Annotated in this window: 25 protein-coding genes; 13 read left to right on the top strand and 12 right to left on the bottom strand. The window is 72.4% G+C overall.

Features of this window, described 5'->3' with window-relative positions:
• Positions 1–5 precede the first annotated feature (5 nt).
• The 5 genes from gap to uvrC form a co-directional block, all read right to left on the bottom strand.
• Positions 6–1,004 (bottom strand): type I glyceraldehyde-3-phosphate dehydrogenase, encoded by a 999-nt coding sequence (gene gap / locus ABLE53_RS12355; protein ID WP_348859245.1) that lies wholly within the window; start codon positions 1,002–1,004, stop codon positions 6–8.
• A 132-nt stretch (positions 1,005–1,136) separates the two neighbouring features.
• The gene (gene whiA, locus ABLE53_RS12350; RefSeq protein WP_348859244.1) at positions 1,137–2,123 is read right to left on the bottom strand and encodes a DNA-binding protein WhiA; all 987 of its coding nucleotides are present in this window, start codon (positions 2,121–2,123) and stop codon (positions 1,137–1,139) included.
• A gap of 83 nt (positions 2,124–2,206) precedes the next feature.
• The gene (locus tag ABLE53_RS12345) at positions 2,207–3,175 is read right to left on the bottom strand and encodes a gluconeogenesis factor YvcK family protein (RefSeq protein WP_348859243.1); all 969 of its coding nucleotides are present in this window, start codon (positions 3,173–3,175) and stop codon (positions 2,207–2,209) included.
• 6 nt (positions 3,176–3,181) lie between these two features.
• Complete coding sequence (rapZ, locus tag ABLE53_RS12340; RefSeq protein ID WP_348859790.1) at positions 3,182–4,066, bottom strand: RNase adapter RapZ; 885 nt, start codon at positions 4,064–4,066, stop codon at positions 3,182–3,184.
• A 7-nt stretch (positions 4,067–4,073) separates the two neighbouring features.
• Entirely contained in the window at positions 4,074–6,065 is a 1,992-nt protein-coding gene (gene uvrC / locus ABLE53_RS12335) for an excinuclease ABC subunit UvrC (protein WP_348859242.1), read from the bottom strand.
• Between the two features lie 82 nt (positions 6,066–6,147).
• Between uvrC and ABLE53_RS12330 the strand changes: the two genes are divergently transcribed.
• Positions 6,148–7,434 carry a tetratricopeptide repeat protein gene (locus tag ABLE53_RS12330; protein ID WP_348859241.1) on the top strand — a complete coding sequence of 429 codons (1,287 nt, stop codon included), beginning with the start codon at positions 6,148–6,150 and terminating at the stop codon, positions 7,432–7,434.
• A gap of 16 nt (positions 7,435–7,450) precedes the next feature.
• Here ABLE53_RS12330 and ABLE53_RS12325 read toward each other — a convergent pair whose 3' ends face one another.
• The 4 genes from ABLE53_RS12325 to uvrA all read right to left on the bottom strand — a co-directional run bounded on the left by ABLE53_RS12325 (position 7,451) and on the right by uvrA (position 12,219).
• Complete coding sequence (locus ABLE53_RS12325; protein ID WP_348859240.1) at positions 7,451–7,882, bottom strand: Rieske (2Fe-2S) protein; 432 nt, start codon at positions 7,880–7,882, stop codon at positions 7,451–7,453.
• Positions 7,883–7,984: 102 nt separating this feature from the next.
• A complete protein-coding gene (locus ABLE53_RS12320; protein ID WP_348859239.1) occupies positions 7,985–8,509 on the bottom strand; it encodes a Rieske (2Fe-2S) protein in 525 nt (174 codons plus the stop codon).
• Positions 8,510–8,591: 82 nt separating this feature from the next.
• Entirely contained in the window at positions 8,592–9,056 is a 465-nt protein-coding gene (locus ABLE53_RS12315; protein WP_348859238.1) for a Rieske (2Fe-2S) protein, read from the bottom strand.
• A 112-nt stretch (positions 9,057–9,168) separates the two neighbouring features.
• Complete coding sequence (gene uvrA, locus ABLE53_RS12310; protein WP_348859237.1) at positions 9,169–12,219, bottom strand: excinuclease ABC subunit UvrA; 3,051 nt, start codon at positions 12,217–12,219, stop codon at positions 9,169–9,171.
• Between the two features lie 113 nt (positions 12,220–12,332).
• Here uvrA and ABLE53_RS12305 point away from each other — a divergent pair, with 113 nt between their 5' ends.
• The 6 genes from ABLE53_RS12305 to ABLE53_RS12280 all read left to right on the top strand — a co-directional run bounded on the left by ABLE53_RS12305 (position 12,333) and on the right by ABLE53_RS12280 (position 16,642).
• Complete coding sequence (locus tag ABLE53_RS12305; RefSeq protein ID WP_348859236.1) at positions 12,333–13,025, top strand: maleylpyruvate isomerase family mycothiol-dependent enzyme; 693 nt, start codon at positions 12,333–12,335, stop codon at positions 13,023–13,025.
• 10 nt (positions 13,026–13,035) lie between these two features.
• On the top strand, positions 13,036–13,704 hold the full coding sequence (locus tag ABLE53_RS12300) for an MBL fold metallo-hydrolase (RefSeq protein WP_348859235.1): 669 nt from the start codon (positions 13,036–13,038) through the stop codon (positions 13,702–13,704).
• 14 nt (positions 13,705–13,718) lie between these two features.
• On the top strand, positions 13,719–14,444 hold the full coding sequence (locus ABLE53_RS12295; protein ID WP_348859234.1) for an MBL fold metallo-hydrolase: 726 nt from the start codon (positions 13,719–13,721) through the stop codon (positions 14,442–14,444).
• 36 nt (positions 14,445–14,480) lie between these two features.
• Positions 14,481–15,452 carry an isopenicillin N synthase family dioxygenase gene (locus ABLE53_RS12290; RefSeq protein ID WP_348859233.1) on the top strand — a complete coding sequence of 324 codons (972 nt, stop codon included), beginning with the start codon at positions 14,481–14,483 and terminating at the stop codon, positions 15,450–15,452.
• Positions 15,453–15,547: 95 nt separating this feature from the next.
• Positions 15,548–16,246, top strand: a complete 699-nt coding sequence (locus tag ABLE53_RS12285; RefSeq protein WP_348859232.1) for a class I SAM-dependent methyltransferase — start codon at positions 15,548–15,550, stop codon at positions 16,244–16,246.
• A gap of 69 nt (positions 16,247–16,315) precedes the next feature.
• Positions 16,316–16,642, top strand: coding sequence for a helix-turn-helix domain-containing protein (locus ABLE53_RS12280; protein ID WP_348859231.1), 327 nt, complete (start codon positions 16,316–16,318; stop codon positions 16,640–16,642).
• A gap of 3 nt (positions 16,643–16,645) precedes the next feature.
• On the opposite strand, the gene ABLE53_RS12275 is transcribed toward ABLE53_RS12280, so the two are convergent.
• Together ABLE53_RS12275 and ABLE53_RS12270 are read right to left on the bottom strand one after the other, a co-directional pair.
• Positions 16,646–17,254, bottom strand: coding sequence for a ClpP family protease (locus ABLE53_RS12275; protein WP_348859230.1), 609 nt, complete (start codon positions 17,252–17,254; stop codon positions 16,646–16,648).
• Positions 17,251–17,880, bottom strand: coding sequence for an ATP-dependent Clp protease proteolytic subunit (locus tag ABLE53_RS12270; RefSeq protein ID WP_348859229.1), 630 nt, complete (start codon positions 17,878–17,880; stop codon positions 17,251–17,253). Before ABLE53_RS12270 ends, ABLE53_RS12275 begins: the two co-directional genes overlap by 4 nt.
• Before the next feature lie 98 nt (positions 17,881–17,978).
• On the opposite strand from ABLE53_RS12270, the gene ABLE53_RS12265 reads away from it, so the two are divergent.
• The 4 genes from ABLE53_RS12265 (at position 17,979) to map (ending at position 21,457) form a co-directional block, all read left to right on the top strand.
• Positions 17,979–18,944: a D-2-hydroxyacid dehydrogenase family protein gene (locus ABLE53_RS12265; RefSeq protein ID WP_348859228.1), complete on the top strand. Its 966-nt coding sequence runs from the start codon at positions 17,979–17,981 to the stop codon at positions 18,942–18,944.
• Between the two features lie 117 nt (positions 18,945–19,061).
• Complete coding sequence (locus ABLE53_RS12260; protein ID WP_348859227.1) at positions 19,062–19,484, top strand: YciI family protein; 423 nt, start codon at positions 19,062–19,064, stop codon at positions 19,482–19,484.
• Positions 19,481–20,680, top strand: a complete 1,200-nt coding sequence (locus tag ABLE53_RS12255) for an RNA polymerase sigma factor (RefSeq protein WP_348859226.1) — start codon at positions 19,481–19,483, stop codon at positions 20,678–20,680. Before ABLE53_RS12260 ends, ABLE53_RS12255 begins: the two co-directional genes overlap by 4 nt.
• Positions 20,681–20,689: 9 nt before the next feature.
• Entirely contained in the window at positions 20,690–21,457 is a 768-nt protein-coding gene (gene map / locus ABLE53_RS12250; protein WP_348859225.1) for a type I methionyl aminopeptidase, read from the top strand.
• A gap of 9 nt (positions 21,458–21,466) precedes the next feature.
• On the opposite strand, the gene ABLE53_RS12245 is transcribed toward map, so the two are convergent.
• Positions 21,467–22,141 carry a hypothetical protein gene (locus ABLE53_RS12245; protein ID WP_348859224.1) on the bottom strand — a complete coding sequence of 225 codons (675 nt, stop codon included), beginning with the start codon at positions 22,139–22,141 and terminating at the stop codon, positions 21,467–21,469.
• 164 nt (positions 22,142–22,305) lie between these two features.
• On the opposite strand from ABLE53_RS12245, the gene ABLE53_RS12240 reads away from it, so the two are divergent.
• Positions 22,306–24,339 carry a sensor histidine kinase gene (locus tag ABLE53_RS12240; RefSeq protein WP_348859223.1) on the top strand — a complete coding sequence of 678 codons (2,034 nt, stop codon included), beginning with the start codon at positions 22,306–22,308 and terminating at the stop codon, positions 24,337–24,339.
• Positions 24,336–24,965 (top strand): response regulator, encoded by a 630-nt coding sequence (locus tag ABLE53_RS12235; RefSeq protein ID WP_348859222.1) that lies wholly within the window; start codon positions 24,336–24,338, stop codon positions 24,963–24,965. The genes ABLE53_RS12240 and ABLE53_RS12235 overlap by 4 nt, the downstream gene beginning before the upstream one ends.
• The last annotated feature ends 6 nt before the right edge of the window (positions 24,966–24,971 follow it).

Genomic DNA, 24,971 nt, shown 5'->3' with positions numbered 1-24,971 from the left:
CAGTGTCAGAGGCTCGTCCCCATGTAGGCGACCAGGTCGCCGAGGCGGTTGGAGTAGCCCCACTCGTTGTCGTACCAGGAGGCGACCTTGACCTGGTTGCCGATGACCTTGGTCAGCGGCGCGTCGAAGATGCTCGAGGCCGGGTTGGTGACGATGTCGGAGGAGACGATCGCGTCGGTGGAGTAGACGATGTACTTTCCGTCGGCGGCCTTCTCCATGATCCCGTTGATCTCCTCGATGCTGGTCTCCCGCGAGGCCTCGAAGGAGAGGTCGACGATCGACCCGGTCGGCACCGGCACGCGCAGCGCGTAGCCGTCGAGCTTGCCCTTGAGCTCGGGGATGACGAGGCCGAGCGCCTTCGCGGCCCCTGTGGAGGTGGGTACGACGTTGAGCGCGGCGGCGCGGGCGCGGCGCAGGTCCTTGTGGATGTTGTCCTGGAGGTTCTGGTCGGCGGTGTAGGCGTGCACGGTCGTCATGAAGCCGCGCTCGATGCCGATGCCCTTGTGGAGCGCGTTGGCCAGCGGCGCCAGGCAGTTGGTGGTGCAGGAGGCATTGGAGACGACCGTGTGGGCCTCGGGGTCGTAGGTCTCCTCGTTGACGCCCATGACCAGGGTGGCGTCCTCGTTCTTCGCCGGCGCGGAGATGATCACCTTCTTGGCGCCGCCGGAGTCGACGTGGGCGCGGGCCTTGGTGGCGTCGGTGAAGAAGCCGGTCGACTCGATGACGACGTCGACGCCGAGGTCGGCCCACTTGAGGTTGGCCGGGTCGCGCTCCTCGAACGCCTTGATCTCCCTGCCCCCGACGACGATCGAGTCCGCGGTCGCGGAGACCTCGTCGGAAAGCGTCCCGAGAATCGTGTCGAACTTCAGCAGGTGCGCCAGCGTCGCGTTGTCCGACAGGTCGTTGACGCCCACGATCTCGATGTCCAGGTCCGAGGCCTGCACGGCCCGGAAGAAGTTGCGGCCGATCCGGCCGAAGCCGTTGATGCCTACACGAACTGTCACTGTTGGCTCCTGCGCTCGATTCCGTCAGGGACGCTGCGACCCTATCGACTACGGGTGGGTACGTAGAGGACCGGGCGGGTCACGTGTCCGTTTGTCACGATCCAACCACCGCAATGCGAGCGGAGTCACACCTCAGGCGTCGTCCGCCAGCATCTCGGGGGTGAGCGAGGCCTCGGTGTCGGGTACGCCGAGCTCCTCGGCCCGCTTGTCCGCCATCGCCAGGAGGCGCCGGATCCGGCCGGCGATGGCGTCCTTGGTGAGCACCGGGTCGTGCAGCTGGCCCAGCTCCTCGAGCGAGGCCTGCTTGTGCTCCAGCCGGAGGTTGCCGGCCTGGCGCAGGTGGTCGGGGACCTCGTCGCCGAGGATCTCCAGGGCGCGCTCGACGCGGGCACCTGCGGCCACGGCGGCGCGGGCGGAGCGGCGCAGGTTGGCGTCGTCGAAGTTGGCGAGCCGGTTGGCGGTGGCGCGGACCTCGCGGCGCATCCGACGCTCCTCCCAGGCCATCAGCGTCTCGTGGGCGCCCAGCCGGGTGAGCAGCTGGCCGATCGCGTCGCCGTCCCTGATCACGACCCGGTCGACGCCGCGGACCTCCCGGGCCTTCGCCTGGATGCCGAGGCGGCGGGCGACCCCGACGAGCGCGAGCGCAGCCTCGGAGCCGGGACAGGTGACCTCGAGCGAGGAGGACCGGCCGGGCTCGGTCAGAGAGCCGTGGGCGAGGAACGCGCCGCGCCAGGCCGCGACCGCGTCGCACGCCCCGCCGGACACGACCGCAGGCGGCAGTCCGCGGACGGGGCGGCCACGCTGGTCGAGAAGCCCGGTCTGGCGGGCCAGCGCCTCGCCGTCCTTCACCACCCGGACGATGTAGCGGCTGCCCTTCCGGATGCCGTTGGCCTGGACGATCGCGACCTCGGCGCTGTGGCCGTAGATCTCGGAGATGTCCTTCCGCAGCCTTCTGGCGGCGGCTCCGGTGTCGAGCTCGGCCTCGACGACGATCCTGCCGCCGACGATGTGGATCCCCCCGGCGAATCTGAGGGTCGAGGCGACCTCGGCCTTCCGACAGCAGGTCTTCGTGATCTGGGTGGAGGCGAGCTCGGCCTTCACCTGTCCCGTCATCGCCATGTCTCGGAGTCTTTCACGTTCGTCAACGACCCCCGGCCGCCCTGGTGGGGACGCTGCGCGGGGCTGTGATGGAGATGACGACGTCAGCCGTGACTCATGATGCGGGCGTACGCCGCCGCGAGCCGCGCCGGGTCGTGCCGCGGCGTCCCGTCGCCGATCGCTACGTCGTCGACGACCAGCCTGGCGCCATAGGCCTTGGCGGTGTCGGCGAGCTCGTCGAGGCCCTCCATCGAGCTGTCGGCGAGCACGGTGTGGATCCGCAGGTCCGGCGCGTGCGCCGCGAGCACGGCCAGGTGGTCGGAGGGGCCGAACCCGGGCGTCTCCCCCGCCTGCTCGGCGAGGTTGAGGACCACGACCACGTTCGCGTCGGTCGACACGAGCGCCTCGTGGAGCGCTGAGACCATCAGGTGCGGGATCACCGAGGTGAACCACGAGCCGGGGCCGAGGAAGACCCACTCCGCGGCGGCGATCGCCGCCAGCGCCTCGGGTGCCGCCGGCGGATTGTCGGGGAGCAGGGCGATCGAGTCGATGATGCCGTCGGTGGTCGCCACCTCGACCTGGCCGCGAACCGTCGTCAGCAGCTCGGGGTCGGACGGGTCGAGGCCGCGGACCTCCGCCTCGATGTCCATGGGCACCAGCGCCATCGGGAGGACCCGGCCCTTCGCGCCGAGGAGCCGGCCGACCCAGTCGAGCGCCTCGACATGGTCGCCGAGCAGCTCCCACAGCCCGACGATGAGGAAGTTGCCGAGGTTGTGTCCGCGCATCTCGCCGTCGCCGGCGAAGCGGTGCTGCATCACCTTGGCCCAGGTGTCGCCCCAGCGGTCGTCGCCGCAGAGCGCGGCCAGCGCCATCCGGAGGTCGCCGGGCGGGAGCACGCCGAACTCGCGGCGCAGGCGCCCCGAGGAGCCGCCGTTGTCGGCGACCGTGACGATCGCGGAGAGCTCGTCGACGGTCAGATCGTCGACGAGCAGCCGGAGCGCGCTGAGCGAGGCGTGCAGGCCGTGGCCGCCGCCGAAGGCGACCACCCGCTGGGCCCGGTCGTCGGTGTTCACCGCCGCTCACTCCCGCCCGAGGTCGCGGTGCACCGGGCGCGCCTCGATGCCGTCCTCGCGCAGGCGCCGCGCGATCTCCTCGGCCATCGCCACGCTGCGGTGCTTGCCGCCGGTGCAGCCGACCGCCACCCTCATGAACCGCTTCCCCTCCCGCAGGTAGCCCTGCGCGACGCCCTCCAGCACCGGCACGTAGCCGTCGAGGAACTCCTGCGCCCCCGGCCTGGTGTAGACGTAGCCGGCGACCTCGGGGTTGTCGCGCCCGTTGCCGGCCCGCAGCTCGGGGATCCAGTGCGGGTTGGGCAGGAAGCGCATGTCGGCGACGAAGTCGGCGTCGACCGGGATGCCGTACTTGAACCCGAAGCTCACCACCGAGACCTTCAGCCGGGTGGTGCCGGGCGTGCCGAACGCCTCCGCGATCCGGTCGGTGAGCTGGTGGACGTTGAGCGCGGTGGTGTCGATGACGAGGTCGGCGCTCGCGCGGAGGTCGGCCATCACCTTCCGTTCGCGCTCGAGACCGACCAACAGCCGGTCGCTGCCCTGCAGGGGGTGAGGCCGGCGGGCGACCTCCTGGCGGCGAACGAGCACCTCGTCGGAGGCGTCGAGGAACACCAGCGTCGCCGTCCGGTCGGTCTCCTGCTTCTCGATGATCTCCTGCAGCTGGTCGAAGAAGGACCCGGAGCGTACGTCGACGACCACGGCCACCGGCTGCTGCGGGCCGCGCGACTCGTCGACGAGGCGTACGACGTCGGGCAGCAGGCTCGGCGGGAGGTTGTCGACCACGAAGAAGCCGAGGTCCTCCAGCTCCTTGGCCGCGGTGCTGCGGCCGGCGCCGGTCATCCCGGTGACGACGACGAGCTCGCCGGTCGCCGGGGCGGAGGGGGTCTGCTCCATGCTCACGCTAGGACTCCTCGATCTCGCCGGTCGCGGTGTTGACCGAAACCCTGCCACCGGCGGCGGTCTCGGCGACAGCCTTCTTGATCGCGGCGGCGGTCGACGGGCCGATGCCGGGGACCTCGCCGATCTCGGCCTCGGTCGCGGCGCGCAGCTTCTTGAGCGAGCCGAAGTGCTTGAGCAGGGTCTTGCGGCGCACCTCACCCAGCCCCGGGACGTCGTCAAGCAGGCTCTCGACCATCGACTTGCTGCGCCGCGAGCGATGGTGGGTGATCGCGAACCGGTGTGCCTCGTCGCGGATCCGCTGCAGGAGGTAGAGCCCCTCGGAGGTCCTCGGGAGGATCACCGGGTCCGCCTGGCCGGGCACCCAGACCTCCTCGAGCCGCTTGGCCAGGCCGGCGACCGGGACGTCGTCGATGCCGAGCTCCGCGAGGGCCCGCTCCGCCGCCGCGACCTGGGGGGCGCCGCCGTCGACGACCACGAGCCCGGGCGCGTAGGCGAACTTGCGCGGGCGACCGGTCTCGGGGTCGACGAGCATCGGGCCGGCCGCGTCGTCGGCGCCGATCGGGGCGCCGTCGCTGCCGGCCGGGACGCTCGTCGCCTGCTCGTCGAGCAGCCGCCGGAAGCGGCGCGTGATGACCTCGTGCATCGCGCGGACGTCGTCGGAGCCCTCCTGGCCCCGGATGACGAACCGGCGGTACTCGCTCTTGCGGGCCAGGCCGTCCTCGAAGACGACCATGCTCGCGACGATCTCGCTGCCCTGCAGATGGGAGATGTCGTAGCACTCGATCCGCAGCGGAACGTCGTCGAGCTCGAGTGCCTCCTGGATCTCCTCGAGCGCGCGGTTGCGGGTCGTGAGGTCGCTCGCCCGCTTGGTCTTGTGGAGCGCGAGGGCCTGCTTCGCGTTGTTGGCGACCGTCTCCTGGAGGGTCTTCTTGTCGCCGCGCTGCGGCACCCTGATGCGCACCTTCGCCCGGCGTACGTCGGACAGCAGCTCCTCCAGGGTGTCGACGTCCGGCGGCAGCGCGGGAACCAGGATCTCGCGCGGGATCCCCTCGGCGTCCTCGCCGGCGTAGAGCTGCAGGAGGAACTGCTCCACCAGCTCCGGAGTGTCGCCCTCGTCCATCCGGTCGGCGACCCAGCCGCGCTGACCGCGGATGCGGCCGCCGCGCACGTAGAAGATCTGCACTCCGACCTCGAGCGGGTCCTCGGCGAGCGCGATCACGTCGGCGTCCGCGCCGTCGCCCAGCACGACCGCCTGCTTCTCCAGCGCGCGCTGCATCGCGCCGAGGTCGTCACGCAGCCGGGCGGCCTTCTCGAAGTCGAGGGCCTCGCTGGCGGCGTACATCTCCTTCTCGATGGCGCGCATGAACGGCGCGGTGTGGCCGGCCATGAAGTCGCAGAAGTCGTCGACGATCCGACGGTGGTCCTCGGGGCTGATCTTGCCGACGCACGGCGCCGAGCACTTGTCGATGTAGCCCAGCAGGCAGGGCCGGCCGATCTGCTGGCTGCGCTTGAAGACGCCCGCGCTGCACGAGCGCATCGGGAAGACCCGCAGCAGGATGTCGACGGTCTCGCGGATCGCCCAGGCGTGGCTGTAGGGGCCGAAGTAGCGGGTCCCCTTCCGCTTGGCGCCGCGGCCGACCATCACCCGCGGGAACTCCTCGCCGACCGTGACCGCGAGCCAGGGGTAGGACTTGTCGTCGCGGTACTTCACGTTGAACCGCGGGTCGAACTCCTTGATCCAGCTGTACTCCAGCTGGAGCGCCTCGACCTCGGTGTTGACGACCGTCCACTCGACGCTCGCCGCCGACGTCACCATCGTCGCGGTGCGCGGGTGGAGGCTGTGGAGCGGCTGGAAGTAGTTGGACAGTCGGGCGCGCAGGTTGACAGCCTTGCCGACGTAGATGACCCGGCCCTTCGGGTCGCGGAAGCGGTAGACCCCCGGCTGGGTCGGGATGTCTCCCGTCTTCGGACGATAGCTGCGGGGGTCTGGCACCCTTCCACCCTACGGGCGGGGTCCGACATAATCGGGCCGCACCCAACCGCCCGATGAATGTTGAGTAGTTTAGTCTAGTTCCATGAGCCGCGATGCCTACGGCTACGACCTCGGCACGACCGCTGAGGCAGCCAGCGCCTACAACCGAGGTCTGCTCGACGTGCTGCGCCTGCGTACCGGCGCCCTCGAGCACATCGCGGAGTCGATCGTCCACGACCCGACCTTCGGGCTCGGCCACGCCGCCCTCGCGCTGCTGGGCCACGAGATGTGCGCGCCCGTCGACGTCGCCGCCCGGCTGGCCAGCGCCGAGCTCCACGCGGCCCGGTCCTCGGAGCGCGAGCGCAGCCACGTCCACGCCGTCGCGGCCCACATCCGCGGCGACTCGCGCCCGCTGATCGACCACCTCGCGACGTATCCCCGCGACGCCCTGCTGCTCTCGACCGCCGTCCCGACGATCGCGTTCGCCGGCGCCACCGAGGTGCCCGAGGAGGCGTGGGCGATCGTGGAGCGCGCCGCGCCGTCGTACGGCGACGACTGGTGGTTCTCCGGCCTGCTCGCCTTCATCCGGCAGGAGCAGCGCCGCTTCGACGAGGCCATGGAGCTCTCCTGTCGCAGCCTCTCCGTCGAGCCCGGTGCCGGCCACTCGGCGCACGCCCGGGCGCACGCGCACTACGAGACCGGGGACCACGAGGCCGGCCTGGCGTGGATGTCGGACTGGGTGCTCGGCGACGGCGCCGACATCGACAGCCTGTCCCACTTCTCGTGGCACGCCGCGCTCCACGAGCTGTCGCTGGGCGACCTCGACGCCGTACGCCGCCGCTACGAGTCGCAGCTGCAGCCCGGCAACGCGCTCGGCTGCCGGGCGCTCGTCGACAGCGGCTCACTCCTCTTCCGGTGGGCCCTGACGCCCGGCGCCACCGACGTCCCGGACATCCACGAGGTCATCCGCGTCACCGGACGCGCGACCATGGAGCGGCCGGCGACCCCGTTCCTGGCGATGCACACCGCCATCACCCACCTCGCCGTCGGCGACGTCGCCGCGCTCCGCACCATGAGGGCCTGGGCGGGGAGCCACCGGCACCCCACGATGCGCGAGGTGGTCGCGCCGCTCGCCGGTGCGCTCGACCTGATGGGGTCCGGGGAGCCGTCGAAGGCCGCCGACGACCTGGGCACGCTTGCTCCGCAGATCCGCCGTCTCGGCGGCTCCGACGCGCAGCGGGAGATCATCGAGGAGACCCGGATCGCGGCGCTCCTGCGCGCCGACCGGTGGGACGAGGCCCGGGTGCTGCTCGACGAGCGCCTCGACCGGCGCCGTTCGCCGCGCGACGAGCGCTGGCGCCGTCAGGCGCTCGCCGGCGCCGGAGCCTGACCGGGCGCCTGGACGCTCAGGTCTCGGGGACGATCTCCCCGCCCTTCACCGAGAAGTCCACCTCGGGAAGGGCCTTCGTCGCGGGCCCCTGGACCACCGAGCCGTCCTCGATCGAGAACCGGCTGCCGTGGCAGGGGCAGTCGATGGTGCCGTCCTGCACCTCCTGGACCTGGCAGCCCTGGTGCGTGCACGTGCCCACGAAGAGCTTGTAGGTGCCCTTGGACGGCTGCGTCGCCACCAGGTTGCGGTCGGCGACCACGACGCCGCCGCCCTCGGGGATCTCGCTCACCTTCAGCAGCGGACCGGAGCCGGTCGGCCCCGACGCGGTGTCGCTGCCGCCCCCGCCGCACGCGGCGAGGACGGGCAGCCCGACTCCCGCCGTGACGGCACCGCCGAGCACGCGGCGGCGGGTCAGCCCTCGGTCGCTCTCGGCCGGTCCCTGGCCCATCCGCGGCTCCTTCTCGCTCGGGTCGTCCACCACGACAGTACGTGCCCGCTCGGGCGCGCCGGGAGTCGCCGTGCTGTGACGCCGGCGGTCCCGCTTCGCCCGTCAGGCGAGGTCGACCTCTCCGCCGACGACCTTCACCGCGACAGCAGGCAGGCCCCTCGGGGCCGGGCCGCCCTGGACCGAGCCGTCCTCGATGGAGTACTCGCTGCCGTGGCAAGGGCAGTGGATGAGCCCGTCCGACACGGTGCCGACCGTGCAGCCCATGTGGGTGCACGTCGACGACCAGCCCTTGAACTGCCCCTTGGTCGGCTGTACGACGACGACCTTCTCCTTGGCGATCACGACTCCGCCGCCCACCGGCACCTCGCTGGTCGCCACCAGGCCCGCGGCCGCCGGGCTCGACGGCGCCGCCGACGACGACCCCGCAGCGCGGCTGCTCGGCGCCGAGCTGGTCGCCGCCGCGCTCGGGGTGCTCGACGGAGGGCTCGACGCCGAATCCGAGGCGGCCGGATCGGCCCCCTCGCCGGAGTCGGAGCCGCAGGCCGCGAGCAGCGGCAGGCCGACGCCGGCCGCGGCGGATCCAGTGAGCAGGTGTCGGCGACTGGTGCGGGGTCGCTGGTGGTCCATGGCCGATCCTCCCGGGACGTGCTCGGTGACTGGTCTGTCTACGACACGACGGGAGCCTGCGGATGGTTCACCCGCGTCTGGGTCAGATCGGCGGCACCGAGGCGCCGGCCGTCCCCTCCGGGACGAGACGGCCGTGCTCCCCGACCCGGAACGGCTGCGTCGTGAGCGGATCGGGTGCCGGACCGTGGAGCACGGACCCGTCGGCGATCGCGAACCTGCTGCCGTGGCAGATGCAGATGATCTCGCGGTCCCGGACCTTCGTCACCTGGCAGGCGGCGCCATGGGTGCAGGTGGCCACGAACATCCTGACCACGCCCTCCTTCGGCTGGGTGACCACGATGTTGCGGTCCTTCACGACCACGCCGCCGCCGACCGGGACGTCTGCGGCGGTGAGCTCGAGCGGGCCCGAGCCGCTCGACTTCAGCCCGGTCTTCGTCTCCGAACCCCACTTCTTGTCCAGGCAGCCGGACAGCAGTGGCAGGCCGAGACCGGCGCCGGCCAGACCACACAGCGCCCTGCGACGGCTCGCGCATGCGTCCTCGTCCACCGTCGCCTCCTTTCACTCTGCCTGAGGGGAAGGTAAAGCGTGGGGACGGCCCGGGACACCGACGGGGCGAATCGTGACCAGTCCGTGACCGGTGCCCGGGTCAGGGAACAGCTCAGCCGGCGGCGGCCTTCTTGGGCGTGGTCTTGCTGCGCGCCGACTTGGCGCTCTTCGCGGTCTTGGTGGTCTTGGTGGTCTTGGTGGCCCCGGACCTCGACGTGGCCGATGACTCCGCCACGTCGACCAGCGTGCCGTCGACCAGCTGCTCCGCCTCGCGCCCGTCGAGGAGCGGCCGGAGGAACTGTCCGGTGTAGCTCCCCGGGGTCGCCGCCACGGTCTCGGGAGTGCCCTCCGCGACGACGGTGCCGCCGCGGTTGCCGCCTTCGGGACCCATGTCGATCAGCCAGTCGGCGGTCTTGATGACGTCGAGGTTGTGCTCGATGACCAGGACCGTGTTGCCCTTGTCGACCAGGCTGGAGAGCACGCCGAGCAGCTTGCGGATGTCCTCGAAGTGGAGCCCGGTCGTGGGCTCGTCGAGGACATAGACGGTGCGACCGGTCGAGCGCTTCTGGAGCTCGGAGGAGAGCTTGACGCGCTGGGCCTCGCCGCCCGACAGGGTGGTCGCCGGCTGGCCGAGCCGGACGTAGCCGAGGCCGACCTCGACGAGGGTCTTCATGTGACGGGCGATGGCCGGGACCGCCGCGAAGAAGTCCTGCGCCTCCTCGATCGGCATGTCGAGGACCTCGGCGATGGTCTTGCCCTTGTAGTGGACCTCGAGCGTCTCGCGGTTGTAGCGGGCGCCGTGGCAGACCTCGCAGGGGACGTAGACGTCGGGCAGGAAGTTCATCTCGATCTTGATCGTGCCGTCGCCCGAGCACGCCTCGCAGCGGCCGCCCTTGACGTTGAAGGAGAACCTGCCCTGCTGGTAGCCGCGCATCTTCGCCTCGGGCGTCGAGGCGAACAGCTTGCGGATGTGGTCGAAGACGCCGGTGTAGGTCGCCGGGTTGGACCGCGGCGTGCGGCCGATCGGCGACTGGTCGACGTGGATCACCTTGTCGACGTTGGCCAGCCCGCTGATCGAGGTGTGGCGGCCGGGGACCGCACGGGCGCCGTAGAGCTCCTTGGCCAGCGAGGTGTAGAGGATGTCGTTGACCAGCGTCGACTTCCCGGAGCCGGAGACGCCCGTCACCGCGACGAACAGCCCGAGCGGGAAGGTGACGTCGATGTCCTGGAGGTTGTGCTCGCGGGCACCGTGGACGGTGAGCTCGCGGCCGGCCGTCCGCGGCCGGCGTACGGCGGGGACGGGGATCTCGCGCCTGCCGGCGAGATACTGACCCGTCATCGAGTGGTCGTTGGCGAACAGTTCCGCGACGGTGCCGCTGTGGACCACCTGGCCGCCGTGCTCGCCGGCGCCGGGACCGATGTCGACCACCCAGTCGGCCACCTTGATGGTGTCCTCGTCGTGCTCGACCACGATGAGCGTGTTGCCGAGGTCCTTGAGCCGGATCAGGGTCTCGATCAGCCGGTGGTTGTCGCGCTGGTGGAGCCCGATCGACGGCTCGTCGAGCACGTAGAGGACGCCCACGAGGCCCGCGCCGATCTGGGTGGCGAGGCGGATGCGCTGGGCCTCGCCGCCGGACAACGACCCCGAGGGTCGGTCGAGCGAGAGATAGTCGAGGCCGACGTCGAGCAGGAAGCGCAGCCGCTGCTGGATCTCCTTCAGGACCCGCTCACCGATCTGCCGCTCGCGCGAGCTCAGCTCGACGGAGTCGAGCCACGCGGCCGCCTCGTTGATCGGCAGCGCGCACAGCTCGGCGATGTTCTTGCCGTCGCGGCCCCTCTCCCCCAGCGTCACCGCCATCGAGACCGGCTTGAGCCGACTGCCGCCGCAGGTCGGGCACGGGACCTCGCGCATGAAGCCCTCGAACCGCTCGCGGCTGGTGTCACTCTCCGCCTCGTGGTGGCGCCGCTCGACGTAGCGACGGACGCCCTCGAACTCGGCGTCGTAGGACCGCACCCGGCCGTAGCGGTTGGTGGTGACGACGTGGACCTTCCGGCCGTGGCCGTCGAGGATCGACTTCCGCGCCTTCTCCGGGATCTCCTCCCACGGGGTGTCGACGTCGAAGCCGAGCTCGTCGCCGAGCGCACCGAGGAGCCGGAGGAAGTAGTCGGCGACGTGGGCCTGGCTCCACGGCTGGATCGCGCCCTCGGCGAGGGTCGCCCGCGGGTTGGGGACCACCAGCTCGGGGTCGACCTCCATCCGGGTGCCGAGACCGGTGCACGCGGGACAGGCGCCGAACGGGCTGTTGAACGAGAACGACCGCGGCTCGAGCTCGTCGGTGTCGAGGATGTGGTCGTTGGGGCACGCCATCCGCTCGCTGAACTTCATCTGCTCGCCGGTGTCCACGAAGTCGAAGACCACCAGGCCGCCGGCGAGCTCGAGCGCGGTCTCGACCGAGTCGGTGAGCCGCCGCTTGGAGGACTCCTTGACCTGGAGACGGTCGACGACGACCTCGATCGTGTGCTTCCTCTGCTTGTCGAGCTTGGGCGGCGAGTCCAGCGTGTGGGTCTCGCCGTCGACCCGCGCACGGGAGTAGCCCTGGCTCTGCAGCTGGCCGAAGAGCTCGACGTACTCCCCCTTGCGGCCCCGGATGACGGGCGCGAGGACCTGGAACCGGCGGCCCTCCTCGAGGCCGAGGACGTGGTCGACGATCTGCTGCGGCGTCTGCCGCTCGATCGGTGCACCGCAGACCGGGCAGTGCGGGCGGCCCGCGCGCGCGTAGAGGAGACGGAGGTAGTCGTAGACCTCGGTGATGGTGCCGACCGTCGAGCGCGGGTTGCGGGAGGTGGACTTCTGGTCGATCGAGACCGCCGGGGAGAGCCCCTCGATGAAGTCGACGTCGGGCTTGTCCATCTGGCCCAGGAACTGCCGGGCGTACGCCGACAGCGACTCGACGTAGCGGCGCTGGCCCTCGGCGAAGATGGTGTCGAACGCGAGGCTCGACTTGCCGCTCCCGGACAGGCCGGTGAAGACGATCAGGGCGTCCCGGGGCAGATCGAGAGAGATGTCCTTGAGGTTGTGCTCCCGGGCGCCCCGGATGATCAGCTGCTGCTCCGCCACTGGGTCAGACCTTCCCGCTCGAGCCGTGTCGAGACCGTCGAACATGTGTTCGTCATCCTACGCGACGGGGAAAGCGCGTCACGCATGCTGTGCACGATCTCACGGACCGCCGACAGTTTGTGCAGGCGAGCCCTCCTCCGGTCTGCTTGAGTGGATCCATGAGCGACCCGCGGGACCCCCGGACCCTGCTCGACGCCGCGACGGAACAGCTGCTGGCCACGGTCGACGGGCTGCCCGAAGCAGCGCTGGCCGAGCCCTCCGGGCTGCCCGACTGGAGCCGCGGGCACGTGGTCGCCCACCTGGTCCTCAACGGTGAGGCCCTGGCCGCTGCCCTGGCCGGGGTGGCGGCGGGCATGGACGTGCCGATGTACGCCTCGCAGGACGCACGCGACGGCGACATCGACGACCTCGCCACCCATCCGCCCGCGGAGCTCCGCACGCGGTTGCACACTGCGGTCCGCGGCTTCGCCGGCGCCCTCGCGCTGGTGCCGCCGGACGCGTGGGGCACGACGATCCGGCGTACGCCGGCCGGTGACAAGACCTTCACCGCGGGCGACACGATCTCGATGCGCCTGACGGAGACCGAGATCCACCACGCCGACCTCGCGGCCGGCTACTCCTGCGCCGACTGGTCCCCGGAGTTCAGCGCGCACCTGGTAGCACGCCGGGTCCGGCAGCACGCGCCGGTGCGGCTGGTCGCGACCGACACCGGCGAGGAGTGGATGGCCGGCGACGGCGGGCCCGTGGTCTCCGGTAGCGTCGCAGACCTGGGCTGGTGGCTCACCGGCCGCGGCGGCGTGGACCGCCTGACGGCCGAGGGCGGGCCCCTGCCGACCATCGGCAACTGGTGAGGAGACGACGATGACCTACACAGGCACCGTGAAGCCGGGCGGGCCGGCCGACGTACGCGAGCTGACGCACCTGACGATCACGAAGGTCGCGGTCGACGAGAAGATGTCCAACGGCTGCTACCTCCTGCGCTGCAACCACACCGGGGAGCAGCTGCTCGTGGACGCCGCGGCCGAGGCCGACGTACTCCTTCCGCTCACCGGCGGCTCACTGGCCACCGTCGTCACCACCCACCAGCACTGGGACCACCACCGCGCGCTGAAGGAGGTCGTCGACGCGACCGGCGCCGCCACGGTGGCGGGCGAGCCCGACGCCGCCGCCATCACCGAGGCGACCGGCGTGCCCATCACCCGCACTGTCGTCCAGGGCGACACCGTGACGGTCGGCGAGTCGACCCTCGAGGTGATCGCGCTGCGCGGTCACACGCCCGGCTCGATCGCGCTGCTGTACGACGACCCCGACGGTGACCCGCACCTGTGGACGGGCGACTCGCTCTTCCCCGGCGGCGTCGGCAACACCCAGGGCGACGCGGCGCGGTTCGAGCAGCTGATCAACGACGTCGAGGCGCGCATCTTCCAGCGGCTGCCCGACGCGACCTGGTTCTACCCGGGCCACGGCGACGACTCGACGCTGGGCGCCGAGCGCCCGCACCTCGCCGAGTGGCGCGAGCGCGGCTGGTGACGGGCGGCTGAGCGATGCGCATCACCGAGGTCACCCCGCAGGTGTACGCCGTCGCCGGAACCGCCGTGAACTGGACGGTCCTCAGGGACGGCGACGACCTCACCCTCGTCGACGGCGGCTACCCCGGCGACCTGCCGGAGGTGCTCGAGTCGCTCGCCGAGGTCGGTGGCACCCTCCGCGCGGTGCTTCTCACGCATGCGCACATCGACCACCTCGGCGGTCTGCCCGGCCTGCTCACGACGTACGACGTCCCGGTGCACGCCTCCGCGACGGAGGCGGCCCACGCGCGGCGGGAGTTCCTGGAGCAGGCCGGGCCGGCCGACATCGCGCGGATCGCGTGGCGCCCGCGCGCCTGGCCGTGGATCAGGGAGCTGCTCAGCAACGGCGCCCTGCGCGACCGGCAGGTTCCGCGTACGACCGAGTTCCCGCGTGCGGCCGACGGGCCGCTCGACGTACCCGGCTCCCCGGTGCCGGTGCCGACGCCCGGCCACACCAGCGGGCACACCGCCTACCTGGTCGAACGGGTCCTGCTCACCGGCGACGCGCTGGTCACCGGTCACCCGTTGAGCGGGGTGAGGGGCCCGCAGCGGATCGCGTCGTTCTTCCACCACGACCTCGAGCAGGCCGAGCGGGCGCTGGACACCATCGCCGGCGTCGAGGCCGACGTCCTCGTGCCGGGCCACGGGCCGGTCCACCACGGCTCCCCCGCCGCTGCCGTCGCGACCGCCCGGGCGCGCTGAAACCCGGAGGCAACACACCCGTCCTACCGTGGGCACATGTCCACGCCCGACATCCCCCTGATCGACATCGCCGCGTGGCGCAGCGGAGACGCGGAGCAGCGGCAGGCGCTCGCCGTACGCCTCGACGCGGCGATGCAGGACTCCGGCTTCTTCCTGGTGAGCGGCCACGGCATCGACCCCGGGCTGCTCGCCGACATCCGGGCCGCCGCCAAGCGGTTCTTCGGGCTGCCGGCCGAGCAGAAGGAGCCGTACCGCACCCGCGTCGGCGGCCGCGGCTGGCTGGCGAAGGGTGCCGAGGCCAACGCGTTCTACGGCGAGGCTGCCGACGCCTCCAAGGCCGACCTGAAGGAGAGCCTGACTCTCGGCCGCGACTTCTCCACCGGCGACCCGGAGATCGACGAGGAGTGGTTCCTGCCCAACGTCTGGCCGGCCGAGGTGCCCGAGCTCGAGCGGCTGTCGACGGTCTTCATGGACCAGGCCCGCGCGCTGTACGACGACCTGCTGACGGTCCTCGCCACGGCGCTCGGCCTGCCCGAGGGCTACTTCCGTGAGCGTGCGCAGCGATCGCCGCACACCTACAACATCAACCGCTACCCCGCCCTGACCGAGACCGGCGCCGCCCAGGAGGGGCAGTACCGCGTCGCGCCCCACACCGACTGGGGCATGCTCACGATCCTCGACCGCCAGCCCGGGTACGGCGGCCTGCAGGTGCAGACGCGCGACGGCGAGTGGGCCGACGCGCCGTACGTCGAGGGCGCGCTCACCATCAACATCGCCGACATGCTCGCCCGCTGGACCGGGGACCGGTGGCGCTCGACCAGGCACCGGGTGCTCCCGCCTCCCGCCGAGGCGCCGTCCGAGGAGCTGATCAGCCTGATCATGTTCATGGAGGCGGACATGGACCAGGTCGTCAGACCGCTCGACCCGCCCATCGGCGGCGGCGCCGTCTACGCGCCCGTCCTGGCCGCCGACTACTTCCGGGAGCGTGCCGCCGCCGCGACGGTCTGACGCGTTCCTCAGGAAGTTGTCGCCCTGGCTCTCAGGTACTCCGGGTCGCGGCTGTGCGACCTTGGGGTGTCACAGTGGTCGCACAGGGAGGGCACGTGAAGATCACTCAGCGCTGGATCGCCGAGCTCGCGGGAGGGCGCTCGTTCGTCGACGTGGGCGGCCTCTGGGGGACCACGAACGAGCGGGTCTCCGACGCGCTCAAGGCGGGAGCCGCCTCCGCTGCGATGGCGGACATCGCGCCGCCCGATCACAGGCTCTGGGCGGCGTTCGACGAGCGCATGGCCGGGATGGGCCTGACCGACTACGAGCGGATCTCGGCCGACGTGATGGCGCCGGACCTGCCGGAACGGGTCGCCGCGAGGGACCTCGTCCACTGCTCCGGGGTGATCTACCACATGCCGGACCCGATGGGCTGCCTGCGCAACCTCCGCGCCATCACCAAGGAGCACCTGATCCTGGTCAGCATGGTCGTACCCGAGATCATCTCCAACTCGGCCGGGACGCTCGACTTCCGCGGTGCCGGGACGTTCTTCCTGCCGGCGCTGGACGAGCACCAGCACCGTGTCCTCCACGAGTACTTCGAAAGGGCCCAGATCAGGGTCCATGGCATCACGGGGGCGCCGATCCCCGAGTGGACCGACCCCGTCGACGGCGCACCGCGCTTCGGTCCGTGGTGGTGGCTCCTCACGCCGCACCTGGTCCGCACGATGGTGTCGATCTCCGGCTTCGAGCTCGTCGAGGACGCCCCGGTCGTCGAGGGCCGCAGCCACGGGTTCCTCTGCCGGCGGGTCTGACCCGCGGACGCCGTTCGCCGGCGGCGAACAGCCCTCGCGGTGGGCGCGCCGCGGGCCTAGGGTGCGGCCATGGGCGACATCATCCGGCTCCCGCAGCGGCCCGCGCCGCCGCCCGACGGCGCGGACGAGGTCCAGCCGCTCTGGCGCGAAGCGGTCGGCGACGTGCTCCGCGACGAGCGGCGCGAGCAGGGGCGGACGCTGGCCGACGTCGCCACCGACGCCGGCGTCTCGATGCAGTACCTCTCCGAGGTCGAGCGCGGGCGCAAGGAGCCGAGCTCCGAGGTGCTCGAGGCCGTCGCCGGGGCGCTCGGCCTGCGCCTCGTCGATCTGACGGGCCGGGTCACGCGACGGCTCACCGTCGCCCGCCCCCGCGGTCCGGTCGCGCTCGCGGCCTGACCTCTACACAGCACCGAGGAGCTTGCGGCTCTCCAGCACGGCGTCCACGAGGCCGTACGCCACCGCGTCCTCCGCCCCGAGGACCAGGTCGCGGTCGGTGTCGGCGCGGACCTGCTCCGTCGTACGCCCGGTGTGATGGGCGAGGATCGCCTCGAGCTCGGCGCGCAGCCGGGTGATCTCCTTCGCGGCGACCTGGAGGTCGGGGAGGTCGCCGCGCTGCACGCCCTGGCCGGGCTGCTGCAGGACGGCGCGCGCATGCGGCAGGACCGTACGCCGGCCGACGGACCCGCCCGCGAGCAGGACCGCCGCGCTGCCGGCCGCCTGCCCGACGCAGGTCGTCGCGACCGGCGCCCGGACGAACTGCATCGTGTCGTAGACCCCGAGCATGGCGGTCGGGTCGCCGCCCGGCGAGTTGAGGTACAGGTTGATCTCCGCGTCCGGGCTCTCTGACTCGAGATGGAGCAGCTGGGCGATCACGACGTTGGCGACGCCGTCGTCGATCGGCGTGCCGATGTAGACGATCCGGTCGGTGAGGAGCCGGCTGTAGATGTCGACGGCACGCTCGCCGTGCAGGGTCTTCTCGACGACGGAGGGGATCGTGTACTGGCTCATGGCTGCTGCTCCCCCATCCCGAAGGAGACACCGCGGTGGGCCGGGGCGACGGAGCGGACGTCGGTGAGGACCTCGTCCACCAGCCCGTAGTCGCGGGCCTCCTCGGCGGTGAACCACTTGTCGCGCAGGGCGTCCTGCTCGACCTTCTCGGCCGGCTGGCCGGTGTGCTCGGCGGTGAGCCGCATCATGAGGTCCTTGGACCGCTGCAGCCGCTCGGCCTGGATCTCGATGTCGATCGCGCTGCCGCCGATGCCGGCGGAGCCCTGGTGGAGCAGCACCTCCGCGTGGGGCAGCGCGAACCGCTTCCCCGGCGTACCTGCCGTGAGCAGGAACTGCCCCATGCTCGCCGCCAGCCCCATCGCGAGCGTGGAGACGTCGTTGGGGATCAGCCGCATCGTGTCGTAGATGGCCAGGCCGGCGGTCACCGAGCCGCCGGGCGAGTTGATGTAGAGGCTGATGTCGCGGCGCGGGTCCTCCGCCGACAGCAGGAGGAGCTCGGCGCAGAGCCGGTTGGCGATGGCGTCGTCGACCTCCTGGCCGAGGACGATGATCCGCTGGTGGAGCAGGCGGGTGGTGAGCTGGTCGTCGAGCGGACCGGTGAGGCGCTCGGGAGTCTGGGTCGTCATGCCCTCGAGCCTGACCGCCGGGTCGGTCGGATCCCAGGGGTTCCACCGTGGGCGGATCCGCTCTGAGCAGAGGAAGGCCACCGGCTAGGTTGGCGTTCGTGACCCTGCGCTGTGTGATCCTCGACGACTACCAGGACGTGGCGGCGGCGTACGCCGACTGGGGCTCGCTCCCGGGCGTCGAGACCGTCACGGTGGGCGACCACCGCCAGGGCGAGGAGCTCGTCGACCTCCTCGCCGGTACGGAGATCGTCGTCGCGATGCGGGAGCGTACGCCGTTCCCGGCCACGCTGCTGGAGCGGCTGCCGGACCTGCGGCTGCTGGTCACGACCGGGATGCGCAACGCCTCGATCGACCTCGACGCGGCCGCGGAGCGCGGCGTGACCGTGTGCGGCACCGAGAGCAGCTCGACGCCGCCGGTGGAGCTGACCTGGGCGCTCATCCACGGCCTGACGCGGCACCTGCTGACCGAGGCGACCGGGCTGCGCCGCGGCGAGCGCTGGCAGCAGACCGTCGGCGTCGACCTCGAGGGCGCCCGGCTCGGCCTGGTCGGGCTCGGGAGGATCGGGAGCCGCGTCGCCGCGGTCGGTCAGGCGTTCGGGATGGACGTCGTGGGGTGGAGCCCACACCTCACCGAGGACCGCGCGGCCGCGGCCGGCGTACGCCTCGTGCCGAAGGACGAGCTGATGGCGACCAGCGACGTCGTCTCGCTCCACCTGGTCCTGTCCGACTCCACCCGCGGGATCGTCGCCGACGACGACCTCGCGCTGATGAAGCACACCGCGTTCCTGGTCAACACCTCGCGCGCCGGGCTCGTCGACACCGCTGCCCTGGTCGACGCACTCGCGACCCGCCGGATCGCGGGCGCCGGGCTGGACGTCTTCGACGTCGAGCCGCTGCCACCCGACGACCCGTTCCGGAGCCTGCCGAACGTCCTGGCCACGCCGCACCTCGGCTACGTCTCCGAGGCCAACTACACCCGCTTCTTCACCCAGGCGGTCGAGGACGTCGCCGCGTGGCTCGCGGGCGAGCCGGTGCGGGTGCTCGCGCCGACGAGGACCGCATGATCGCTCGCGTCCTCGGCGGCGCACGTCTTTCGACGGAGGATGTCGACAACGCACCGGCGGCTCCGTTCTACTCGTGAACGGCGCCGACGGGGCGCCCACCGAGTGAGGATGAGAGCCATGCCTCGATACCTGCTGATCGTCGACAACCAGCTCGGCAACGACACGTCGGGCGGAATGAGCAACTGGGCGCCGGAGGTGGTCGCTGCCCACCTCGACTACTACGCGGCGCTGTCCAAGGCGCTCGAAGCGTCCGGGGAGCTGGTGGTGGAGGAGGCGCTCACCCCGCCGGACCAAGCGCACGTCGTCACCTCGAACGGCACCGACACGACCGTGATCGACGGTCCCTTCCAGGAGTTCAAGGAGTGGGTGGCCGGCTACACGATGGTCGACGTCGAGTCCGAGGAGCGCGCGCTCGAGATCGCCGCCCAGCTCTCGGCCGTGCCCGGTCCGAACGGACCGATCGAGCAGCCGATCCAGGTGCGGCGGATGTACCACGGCGCCGACCCGGACCAGGTGCGCCACGACTACGGGATCGCATGACCTCCACGGGCTACGACGACCTGCGGCACCTCGTGCCGCAGGTCGTCGCCGTGGTGACCCGGCGGTGCGGGGACTTCGACGCGGCCGAGGACGCCGTGCAGGAGGCTCTCGTCGAGGCGGTCCGCGCCTGGCCCGAGCGCGGCGTCCCCGAGGCGCCGCGGGGCTGGCTCGTCAGCACCGCGATGCGGCGCCTGATCGACGCCCGGCGCAGCGAGGCCGCCCGCGCCCGGCGGGAGCGGGCCGACCTGCTGCGCGAACCTCCCGACCCGCAGCCGACCGCGGTCGACGACTCGCTCGAGGTCCTTCTGCTCTGCTGCCACCCGAAGCTCACCCCGACCTCCGCCGTCGCGCTGACCCTGCGCGCCGTCGGCGGCCTGACGACGGCGGAGATCGCGCGCGCCTACCTCGTCCCGGAGCGGACCATGGCCCAGCGGATCTCCCGCGCGAAGGCGACGATCCGCGGTGAGCCGCTGGCCCTCGACGGGTCCCTGGACGGCCGCGTCGGCCCGGCGCTCACGGTGCTCTATCTCCTCTTCAACGAGGGGTACGTCGCCTCCGCGGGCGACCGCCTCCAGCGGGTCGACCTGTGCCTCGAGGCGATCCGGCTGGCGCGGCGCGCCCACGCCGCGCTCCCCCGCCACGCCGAGCTGACCGGACTGCTGGCGCTCATGCTGCTGCTCGACGCCCGCCGGCCGGCCCGGGTTGACGGCCGGGGCGCCCTGGTGCCGCTGGACGAGCAGGACCGCTCTCTGTGGGACCCCGACCGGATCCTCGAGGGCACCCGGCTCCTCGACGCCGCGATCGGCAGCGGCTCCGTGGGGCCGTACCAGCTCCAGGCCGCGATCGCCGCGCTCCACGACCGCGCCGCGTCCGCGGCCGACACCGACTGGGCGCAGATCGCCGCCCTCTACGGCCTCCTCGAGCAGGTCACCGGCAGCCCGGTCGTGACGCTCAACCGCGCCGTCGCCGTGGCGTACGCCGTCGGGCCGGCCGACGCCCAGAAGGTGCTCGACGGCGTGGCCGGTGAGCTCGCCGACCATCCGCGGCTCCCCGCCGTACAGGCCCACCTGCTCGAGCTGTCGGGCGACGCGACCGGCGCCGCGGCGGCGTACGAGCTGGCAGCCGGGCTGGCCGCCAACCTGGCCGAGCACCGTCACCTCGCCGCGAAGGCGGCTGCTCTGCGCTCCGCGGGCTAACCTGTCCGCGTGATCGAACTCCGCACCCCGACCCAGATCGAGCAGATGAAGCCGGCCGGCCGCTTCGTCGCCGACGTCATCACCGCGCTGGGCGAGAAGGCCGCCGTCGGCGTCAACCTGCTCGAGCTCGACGAGCTGGCGCACACGATGATCAAGGACCGGGGCGCGGAGTCCTGCTACATCGACTACCACCCCTCGTTCGGCGCGATGCCGTTCGGCAAGGTGCTCTGCACGAGCGTCAACGACGCGGTCCTCCACGGACTCCCGTTCGACTACGACCTCAGGGACGGCGACCTGCTGAGCGTCGACTTCGCCGCCAGCGTCGACGGCTGGGTCTCCGACAGCGCGCTCTCCGTCGTGGTCGGCACGCCCCGCCAGGAGGACCTCGACCTGATCGAGACCACCGGCCGCGCGCTCGAGGCAGGCATCGCCGCCGCGGTGCCCGGCAACCGGATCGGCGACATCTCCCACGCCATCGCGACGGTCGCCCGCGGCGCCGGGCTGAAGATCAACACCCAGTTCGGCGGCCACGGCGTCGGCCGGACGATGCACGGCGACCCGCACGTCCCCAACGACGGCAGGCCGGGCCGCGGCTTCAAGCTGCAACCCGGCCTGGTCATCGCGATCGAGCCCTGGTTCCTCCACACGACCGACGAGATCTACACCGACCCCGACGGGTGGACTCTCCGCAGCGTCGACGGCTCCCGGGGCGCCCACATGGAGCACACCGTCGCGATCACCGAGGACGGTCCCCTCGTCCTCACCGCGCGCGGCTGAGCGTCGGTCTCAACGGCGCCCCGTGAGGCGGTGCCTGCCGAGGGTCAGCCCGAGGAACGCCACCACCAGCCAGATCGGCCCGACGATGCCCGGGAACCCGGCGATCCCGAGCGCGATGGCCATGACCAGGACGACGAGCGGCGGCAGCACGCTGACCGCGGCGAGCCAGCGCGACACCAGGCCCTCGCGGAAGCCCACCCAGGCCATGGCGCCGGAGGCGACGACGACCGGGAGCCAGCCGAGGTAGGGCCCGAAGTCGTTGAGCACGTAGTAGACGAACAGGCCCTCCTTGCCGAACTGGCCCTCGTTGACCCCGCCCGGCAGGTAGAGCGCCATCGACAGCTTCCATCCGTAGCCCAGTGAGAGGGCGCCCGCCGACGCGACCAGGCAGTCGGCGACGAGACGTACGCCCGGGCTCGTGTACGCCTGCGTGCCGCTCCGCCAGCAGGCGGCCAGCACGAGCAGGCAGACGACGCTGACGACGCCGAGCCCGCCGCCGAGGTGGTACGTCGACCGCGAGACGTCGTCGAGGACCGACTCGTCGATCCCCTTCCGGCCGTCGGCGACGGTGGTGAAGATGGTGGCGATCGCACCGGTCGCGCCGGCCGCGACCCCCCACAGAGGCCAGCGGCGGGTCGCCTGCGTCGCCGCCTGCATCGGCTCGGTCATGGTGGTCTGGGTCATCTGTTCCTCCACGGGTGTCCAGGCTTGTGTCCGGGGCCCTCTGCCGGGCCCGCGACGAGCGTGGCCGTCCCGCCGTCCCGTCTCCGAGGGACACCGGTCCTCTCTTCTGAGGAAGGACCCCAGGGACCCTCCCGGCCGGGACAGTCGCGGTGCAGGATGCGGCCATGGCCCGTACGCCGGCGGGGAGCCGCGCGCCGGCCGTCGCGACCGCGCTCGCGGTGGCCTCGGTCGGCTGCGCCGTCGGTGCGATCGTGCTGCACCGGCACGTGGCGGCGGGGACCGCTCACCGGGTGCTGCTCGACCCGGCGGACGTGGTGCTCGGGACGGCGTACCCCCTCGTCGCCGCCCTCGTCGTCGCCCACCAGCCGCGCAACCGGGCCGGATGGCTGCTGCTCTCCACGGCGTGGATCGGGCCGTACCTCCTCGCCGGCCAGTACGCCGCCCTGAGTCTGCTTCCCGGGTCCGACCCGGTCGGCTGGAAGGCCTGCGCCTGGCTCGCGATCTGGGGGTACTGGCCCTACTTCGTCCTCGTCGGCCTGGTGCCGTTGCACTTCCCCGACGGTCGGCTCCCGAGCGAGGCGAGGGTGTGGCGCCGGCTGCGCGCGACGGTGGTGGGTCTGATCGCCGTCGGGATCCTCGCGCGGATGCTCGCCCCGATCGGGACCGATGCCGCCCCCGCCCTCCGCAACCCGCTGGCACTCGACGACGGCGACTGGCTCAACGTCACCACCCTCGTCAGCGCGGAGGCCGCGATGATCGGCGCCGGCGGCTTCGGGCTCGTCGCCGTGCTGCTGCGGCTGCGCCGCTCCTCCGGCGAGGAGCGGGCGCGGATGCAGTGGCTCGCCCTCGGCGTCGTGTGCCTCGTGCTCGCGGTGGCGGTCGGCTCCGTCACCAGCGGTCGTGTCTCGTCGGCGGCCTTCTGCGCGGGGCTGGTCCTGCTGCTGGCGGCCATGGCCGCCGGGATCGTCCGGCACCGGCTCTTCGACATCGGCACCGCCCTCAGCCGCACTCTCGTCTACGCGCCGCTCACCGGCCTCCTTCTCGTCGCGTACGCCGCCACGGTGGCGGGCGCGGGCACGCTGCCCACCGGCCGCCGGCTGACGTACGCCGCGATCGCGCTCACCGCCGTCGCGGCGGCGGCCGCCCGCGACCAGCTCCAGCGCCTGGTCGACCGGCTCGTGTTCGGCGAGCGGGGAGACCCGTACGCCGTCCTGCGGCGCGTCCACGGGCGCCTCGACCTGGCGACCGGGCCGGTCGACGCCCTGGCCCAGGTCCTCGCCGGCGTACGGACCGCACTGCGGCTGCCGTATCTCGCCGTCCTCCCGAGCGACGACCGGCTGCCCGTCCTGCGGGACGGCAGCCCGGTCGGCGACACCGAGCAGTGGCGGGTGCGGGACCGGTCGGAGCAGGTCGGGAGCCTCGTCGTCGGCCACCGCCGCGCGGGCGAGGAGTTCTCGCCCTCGGAGCGTGCCGTGCTCGACGACCTCGCCCACCGCGCCGGCGTGCTGCTCGGCTCAGCGGCCCTCCTGCACGACCTCCAGCGCAGCCGAGAGCAGCTGGTCGCCGCCCGTGAGGAGGAACGGCTGCGGCTGCGCCGCGACCTGCACGACAGCATCGGCCCGCGGTTGGCGGCGATGGCGATGCAGCTGGACGGCGTCACCGCGCGGCTCCCGCAGGCTCCGGGCACCGATCCGGAGCTGGCCCACCGGGCCGAGTGGCTGGCCGGCCAACTGCGAGAGACGGTCAGCGACCTGCGCCGGGTGATGGAGGACCTGCGACCACCGGCCCTGGACGAGCTCGGACTCGTCGGGGCCCTCGAGCAGCTCGTCGAGCCCTACGGCTCGCGCGTCACCCTCAGCGCCACGGGGACCGGATCGCTGCCGCCGGCGACCGAGGTGGCGGCGTACCGCATCGCGGCGGAGGCCGTCACCAACGCGGTCAGGCACTCCGGGTGCCGCAGCTGCTGCCTGTCGCTGCGCCGCGAGGAGGCGTGGCTGGTCGTCGAGGCCAGCGACGACGGCCACGGCATCGCACCCGACGCCGCCCCCGGCGTCGGACTGCGGAGCATCCGCGAGCGGGCGAGCGAGGTCGGCGGCCGCCTGGAGGTCACCGAGCGCCCGGGCGGCGGCACGGTCGTCCGGGCGCGCGTCCCGGTCCCCCGCGGCGCCGAGCAGCCGGCCCCGGAGGCCAGCCGATGACCCGCGCGGTGATCGCCGACGACCACCCCGTCTACCGCGACGGCCTACGCGGCGTGCTCGAGGACCTCGGGGTCGCCGTGGTCGCCGAGGCCGGCGACGGCCTCGAGGCCGTCGCCGCGGTGGCCGAGCACCGTCCCGACGTGGTCCTCATGGACCTGGCCATGCCCGCACTGGGCGGCGTCGAAGCGACCCGGCTGGTCGTCCGCGACCACCCCGGTACGGCGGTGCTCGTGCTGACCATGAGCCAGGACCCGGCCAGCCTCCAGGCCGCGCTGACCGCGGGCGCGCGCGGCTACCTCCTCAAGGAGGCGTCCCGCGGGGACATCGCCCGCGCCCTGGAGGCGGTCGGCCACGGCGAGCTCATCGTCGCGGCCGGGGTCGCCGCCGGCGTACCCGACCTGGTCAGGGCTGAGGCGCGGTCGGCGTTCCCGCAGCTGACCGAGGCCGAGCACCGGGTGCTGGACCTGATGGCCCGCGGCCTGGACAACACGGCGATCGCCCGCCGGCTCTTCCTGGCCGAGAAGACGGTCCGCAACCGGGTCTCCGCCGTCCTCGCGAAGCTTCACGTCGAGAGCCGGTCAGCGGCGATCGCGACCGCGCGCGACCACGGCCTCGGCGTCGACTGAGCCCGG

The organism is Nocardioides asiaticus, from assembly GCF_040049175.1.
Lineage (GTDB): Bacteria > Actinomycetota > Actinomycetes > Propionibacteriales > Nocardioidaceae > Nocardioides > Nocardioides cheoyonin.
Note: the sequence above shows the minus strand (reverse complement) of the source record. Positions and strands in the feature narration are given on the sequence as shown.

Bases quoted from the DNA above. Each gene is read 5' to 3' on its own strand.
- whiA (WP_348859244.1), bottom strand. From the start codon at position 2,123: ATGGCGATGACGGGACAGGTGAAGGCCGAGCTCGCCTCCACCCAGATC.
- rapZ (WP_348859790.1), bottom strand. From the start codon at position 4,066: ATGGAGCAGACCCCCTCCGCCCCGGCGACCGGCGAGCTCGTCGTCGTC.
- ABLE53_RS12330 (WP_348859241.1), top strand. From the start codon at position 6,148: ATGAGCCGCGATGCCTACGGCTACGACCTCGGCACGACCGCTGAGGCA.
- ABLE53_RS12325 (WP_348859240.1), bottom strand. From the start codon at position 7,882: ATGGGCCAGGGACCGGCCGAGAGCGACCGAGGGCTGACCCGCCGCCGC.
- ABLE53_RS12320 (WP_348859239.1), bottom strand. From the start codon at position 8,509: ATGGACCACCAGCGACCCCGCACCAGTCGCCGACACCTGCTCACTGGA.
- uvrA (WP_348859237.1), bottom strand. From the start codon at position 12,219: ATGTTCGACGGTCTCGACACGGCTCGAGCGGGAAGGTCTGACCCAGTG.
- ABLE53_RS12305 (WP_348859236.1), top strand. From the start codon at position 12,333: ATGAGCGACCCGCGGGACCCCCGGACCCTGCTCGACGCCGCGACGGAA.
- ABLE53_RS12300 (WP_348859235.1), top strand. From the start codon at position 13,036: ATGACCTACACAGGCACCGTGAAGCCGGGCGGGCCGGCCGACGTACGC.
- ABLE53_RS12295 (WP_348859234.1), top strand. From the start codon at position 13,719: ATGCGCATCACCGAGGTCACCCCGCAGGTGTACGCCGTCGCCGGAACC.
- ABLE53_RS12290 (WP_348859233.1), top strand. From the start codon at position 14,481: ATGTCCACGCCCGACATCCCCCTGATCGACATCGCCGCGTGGCGCAGC.
- ABLE53_RS12280 (WP_348859231.1), top strand. From the start codon at position 16,316: ATGGGCGACATCATCCGGCTCCCGCAGCGGCCCGCGCCGCCGCCCGAC.
- ABLE53_RS12275 (WP_348859230.1), bottom strand. From the start codon at position 17,254: ATGAGCCAGTACACGATCCCCTCCGTCGTCGAGAAGACCCTGCACGGC.
- ABLE53_RS12270 (WP_348859229.1), bottom strand. From the start codon at position 17,880: ATGACGACCCAGACTCCCGAGCGCCTCACCGGTCCGCTCGACGACCAG.
- ABLE53_RS12260 (WP_348859227.1), top strand. From the start codon at position 19,062: ATGCCTCGATACCTGCTGATCGTCGACAACCAGCTCGGCAACGACACG.
- ABLE53_RS12255 (WP_348859226.1), top strand. From the start codon at position 19,481: ATGACCTCCACGGGCTACGACGACCTGCGGCACCTCGTGCCGCAGGTC.
- ABLE53_RS12245 (WP_348859224.1), bottom strand. From the start codon at position 22,141: ATGACCCAGACCACCATGACCGAGCCGATGCAGGCGGCGACGCAGGCG.
- ABLE53_RS12240 (WP_348859223.1), top strand. From the start codon at position 22,306: ATGGCCCGTACGCCGGCGGGGAGCCGCGCGCCGGCCGTCGCGACCGCG.
- ABLE53_RS12235 (WP_348859222.1), top strand. From the start codon at position 24,336: ATGACCCGCGCGGTGATCGCCGACGACCACCCCGTCTACCGCGACGGC.